A 4,043-nucleotide genomic window follows, 5' to 3' on the forward strand; every position below is an offset into this window, starting at 1 on the left:
GCCGGACCTGGGGCATTTCTCCGGCATCGTCCCCTGCGGCCAGACCGGGCACGGCGTCACCAGTCTGGTCGACCTCGGCCTGCCGGTGACCATGGACGAGGCCGATGCGGCGCTGATGGCGAGCTTCCGCGAGGTGTTCGGGGAGGTTGAGGTGGTAGTTCCGCCGGTCTGAGGTGACCCAACAGCGCCCTTGGGCGTTAGCCGTACTGTGAAACCTCGCGCCACCATATGCTTGGTCCTGTGTGCGGCCGGGCTCTGCGCCCTCGCGACGGCCGCGGCCGCCGAACCGCCGACGATCGTCGCCGGCTTCCGTCCGATCTTCATCAATGCCCGCCGCGACGCCGCGCCCAAGCCCGGCACCGTCGCGGCGCTCTATCCTGAAAAGGCGAGGACGGCCGGGATCGAGGGCAGGGTGATGCTGCATTGCCAGATCCGGCCGGAGGGGCGGGTTTCGGACTGCACCGTGGTGGAGGAAGACCCGGCGGACTGGGGATTCGGCGACGTCGCCCTGCGCACGAGCTCGCTCATCCGTCAGCCGGTCCCGACCAAGGACCACAAGGTCGCCACCCACGGTGTCGCCGTCGTGAACTACAATTTCACCCTCGGCGATCACGGGCCCTCTGCCGAGACGATCTCGCAAGGGCGGTGGGAGCAGAAACCAGGCGCCGCCGAGCTGTCCGCCGTCTATCCGTGGCTGGCCCAGCGGGAATTCGTCGAGGGCTTCGCGCTGATCGGCTGCAAGGTGACGGCGGACGGCTTGCTCGAACACTGCCGCACCAACGTCGAGGAGCCGTCAAATTTCGGCTTTGGAGCCGCCGCCCTGTCGCTGATGGGCAAGTTCAAGCTACGGGCAACCATGGCCGATGGGACCGCTGTCAAGCTCGCTGGCGGGGAGGTGCGTGTCCCCTTCCTATTCCGGCTTCCGTTCATACCGCACTAGGCTCGACGGACGCGTCCGCCCCGCCCCGCGTCCAGCGCGCCGCCCAGGCGGTGACGCCGACGTCGCCGAAGACGTTGCCCACGGTGCGCGAGAAGTCCGGGAAGGTCTCCACGGCGATCAGCAGCGGCAGCAGGTCGAGCGGCAGGCCCATGGCCATGGAGATCGGCACCAGGGTGGTGAAGAAGGTCACGGAACTCGCCACCCCCACCGCCGCCAGGCTGACGATGGCCGCCACCAGGACGCCGGCGGCGATGTGGCCGGGGTCCAGCGCCACGCCGTAGACGTGAGCGATGTAGAGGGCGACGGCGATGTTGCCGGCCGGGCTGGTGATGCGGAACAGGGCCACGGCCATGGGCAGGACCAGGCCGCGCACCCGCTCGGGCAAGCCGAGCTCCTCGCTCGCCTCCAGCATCACCGGCAGGGAGGCGAGCGACGACTGCGTGGAGATGGCCATGGCGGTGACCGGGATCAGGGCCCGCGCCAGGCGCCCCGCCGGCACGCGGCCGCCAATCAGCGCCATCAGCAGGCCGAGCACGCCGGCCAGCAGGCACATGATCGAGACGATGACGATGTAGTGGCCGAGCACGCCCACCGCGCCGAAGCCGGTCTTCGCGCCCACCACGAAGGCCAGGAAGAAGACCCCGAGCGGGCCGAGCCACAGCACCCAGCCGACGATCCGCATCATGGTCGCCTGGACCGCGTCGAAGAAGCGGAACAGCACGCTGCGCCGCGCCTCGTCGAGCCCCGTGGCGGCGATGCCGAAGATCAGGGCGAAGGTGACCAGGGCCGCCATGTTGCCGTCGGCGGCGGCCTTGACGGCGTTGGCCGGCACGAAGGAGCGCAGCCATTCGGTGAACGGCGGCGAGGCCGGGATCGCCTTGGCCGCGCCATAGGCCGCGGTGCGCAGCGCCTGGGCGGCGGCCGCCGGCGCCGGCCACACCTGCAACAGGGCGAGCGTGGCGAGCACCGACACGACCGTAGACACCAGCAGCAGGACGCCGAAGGTCAGCAGCACGCGGCCGGCGAAGCCGCCCGCCCGCACCGTGCCGGCCAGCTGGCCGACGCCGACCACCAGAAGTGCGAAGACCAGCGGCACGATGGTCATCCGCAGGCCGTCCAGCCAGACCCCGCCGACCGCGTCGGCGACCGCCACGATCTGGCCCTGGGCCGCGAGGTGCAGGCCAGGCAGGCTGGCGCCGAGCGCCAGGCCCGCGATCAGGCCGGCCAGGATGCGGGTGGTGAGGGTGTTGATCTTCATGGGGCCCGGCCGTCGTAAGTCAGATCGCCGCCACCGGCCGCAACGGATTGGGCCCGTAGCGGTTCGTGCCCGCCTCGCCCGACATGGCGCCCAGCTCGACGCCGGCCCAGATCAACACCAGGGCGAAGATGAAGTCGAAGAAGTTGTCGGGCCTGGGCCAGACCGCGACCACCGCGAACAGGATCAGCGCCGACCACCAGCCGGAGCGGCCGCGGTCGTGCAGGCGCTTGGAGAGCACGCAGCAGCCGCAGAAGAACAGGCCGGGATAGACGAACCAGCCGGTCAGCCAGTGCAGGGTCGCGCCCACGATGGCCTCGTAAAGCACGGCGATGGCCAGCAGCAGGGCCGCGGCGGCCAGCGAGGGCGCCCGCGGCGCGCGGCCGGCCGCGGAGAAGAACAGCTCGCTCCAGTCCATCAGGCTCCCCAACTCGAAGCGGCACTATAGAGACGGATCGGGATCAGGCGAACTCGACGATCACCTCGTCGGCCGCGACGCTGTCGCCGGCCTTGACGCCCACCGCCTTGACCACGCCATCGCGCTCGGCGCGGATGATGTTCTGCATCTTCATGGCCTCGATCACCGCCACCGCCTCGCCGGTGCGCACCTCCTGGCCGACCGTGACGTCGAGGGTGACCACCAGCCCCGGCATCGGCGAGAGCACCATCTTGGAGGTGTCGGCGGCCTGTTTGGGCGGCAGTTTCTCGTGCAGCTCGGCCGAGCGCGGCGTCAGCACGATGACCCGGGCCTGGGCGGCGCGGTGGCGGATCACGAAGCCTTCCGGGGCGGGCTGCACGCGGGCGGTGAAGGCCACGCCGTCCAGCACGCCCTTGAAGGTGGGCTTGCCGGGACGCCAGTCGATATCGGTCAGCTTCAGGGTGCGGCGTCCGTTCTCCAGGAACTCGACGGTGAAGGCGCCGCCGCCATTGGTCACGCGGACCAGCCGACGCTGGCCGTTCTCGATGACGACCCAGTCGTTGCGGACGAGTTGCGGCGCGGCCCGCTGGGCCAGCACCCGGTGCATGGCGCAGCCCACCGCGGCCATCAGATCGCGCTGGAACGGTGTCGGCTCGGTCCCGTGGAAGCCGTCCGGGAACTCGTCCTTGATGTAGTTGGTGGAGAGCTTGCCGGAGCGAAACCGGTCCTGGTCCATCACCGCGGCCAGGAACGGGATGTTGTGGCCCAGGCCCTCGATGTGGAAGTCCTCCAGCGCCCGGCCCATGGCGTCGATGGCGGCCACCCGGGTCTTGGCCCAGGTGGAGAGCTTGGAGATCATCGGGTCGTAGAACATCGAGATCTCGTCGCCCTCGCGGACGCCGGCGTCGTTGCGCACGATGGCCTTGCCGACCTCGCCCTCCGCCGGCGGGTCGTAGCGCGACAGCCGCCCGATCGAGGGCAGGAAGCCGCGGTAGGGGTCCTCGGCGTAGATGCGGCTCTCGATGGCCCAGCCGTCGATCTTCAGGTCCTTCTGCGCGAAGGCCAGCGCCTGGCCCGCCGCGACCCGGATCATCTGCTCGACCAGGTCGAGGCCGGTGATCAGTTCGGTGACCGGATGCTCCACCTGCAGCCGGGTGTTCATCTCCAGGAAGAAGAAACTCTTGTCCTGGCCGGCCACGAACTCGACGGTGCCGGCGCTGTCGTACTGGACGGCCTGGGCGAGGGCCACGGCCTGGGCGCCCATGGCGGCGCGGGTCTTTGCGTCGAGAAGCGGGCTCGGCGCCTCCTCGATGACCTTCTGGTTGCGCCGCTGGATCGAGCATTCGCGCTCGAACAGGTGGACCACGTGGCCGTGCTTGTCGCCCAGCACCTGGATCTCGATGTGGCGCGGGCTCTCGATGAACTTCTCG

General features: G+C 70.0%; 4 protein-coding genes and 1 pseudogene. 2 read left to right on the forward strand and 3 right to left on the reverse strand.

Annotated features, from left to right (window positions below):
- Together VGT80_RS11275 and VGT80_RS11280 are read left to right on the forward strand one after the other, a co-directional pair.
- Nucleotides 1–172, forward strand: a pseudogene (locus VGT80_RS11275) (lipoate-protein ligase B); the annotation flags it as partial.
- Between the two features lie 36 nt (nt 173–208).
- Nucleotides 209–940 (forward strand): TonB family protein, encoded by a 732-nt coding sequence (locus VGT80_RS11280; RefSeq protein ID WP_327455824.1) that lies wholly within the window; start codon nt 209–211, stop codon nt 938–940.
- Here VGT80_RS11280 and VGT80_RS11285 read toward each other — a convergent pair.
- From VGT80_RS11285 to VGT80_RS11295, 3 genes are all read right to left on the reverse strand, one after another.
- Nucleotides 927–2,198: a dicarboxylate/amino acid:cation symporter gene (locus VGT80_RS11285; RefSeq protein WP_327455826.1), complete on the reverse strand. Its 1,272-nt coding sequence runs from the start codon at nt 2,196–2,198 to the stop codon at nt 927–929. The genes VGT80_RS11280 and VGT80_RS11285 overlap by 14 nt on opposite strands.
- A gap of 19 nt (nt 2,199–2,217) precedes the next feature.
- The gene (locus VGT80_RS11290; RefSeq protein WP_327455828.1) at nt 2,218–2,613 is read right to left on the reverse strand and encodes a DUF805 domain-containing protein; all 396 of its coding nucleotides are present in this window, start codon (nt 2,611–2,613) and stop codon (nt 2,218–2,220) included.
- Nucleotides 2,614–2,656: 43 nt separating this feature from the next.
- A partial coding sequence (locus VGT80_RS11295; protein WP_327455830.1) for a biotin/lipoyl-containing protein occupies nt 2,657–4,043 on the reverse strand: 1,387 nt, incomplete at its 5' end.

This window comes from Phenylobacterium sp., assembly GCF_035944335.1.
Taxonomy (GTDB): domain Bacteria; phylum Pseudomonadota; class Alphaproteobacteria; order Caulobacterales; family Caulobacteraceae; genus Phenylobacterium.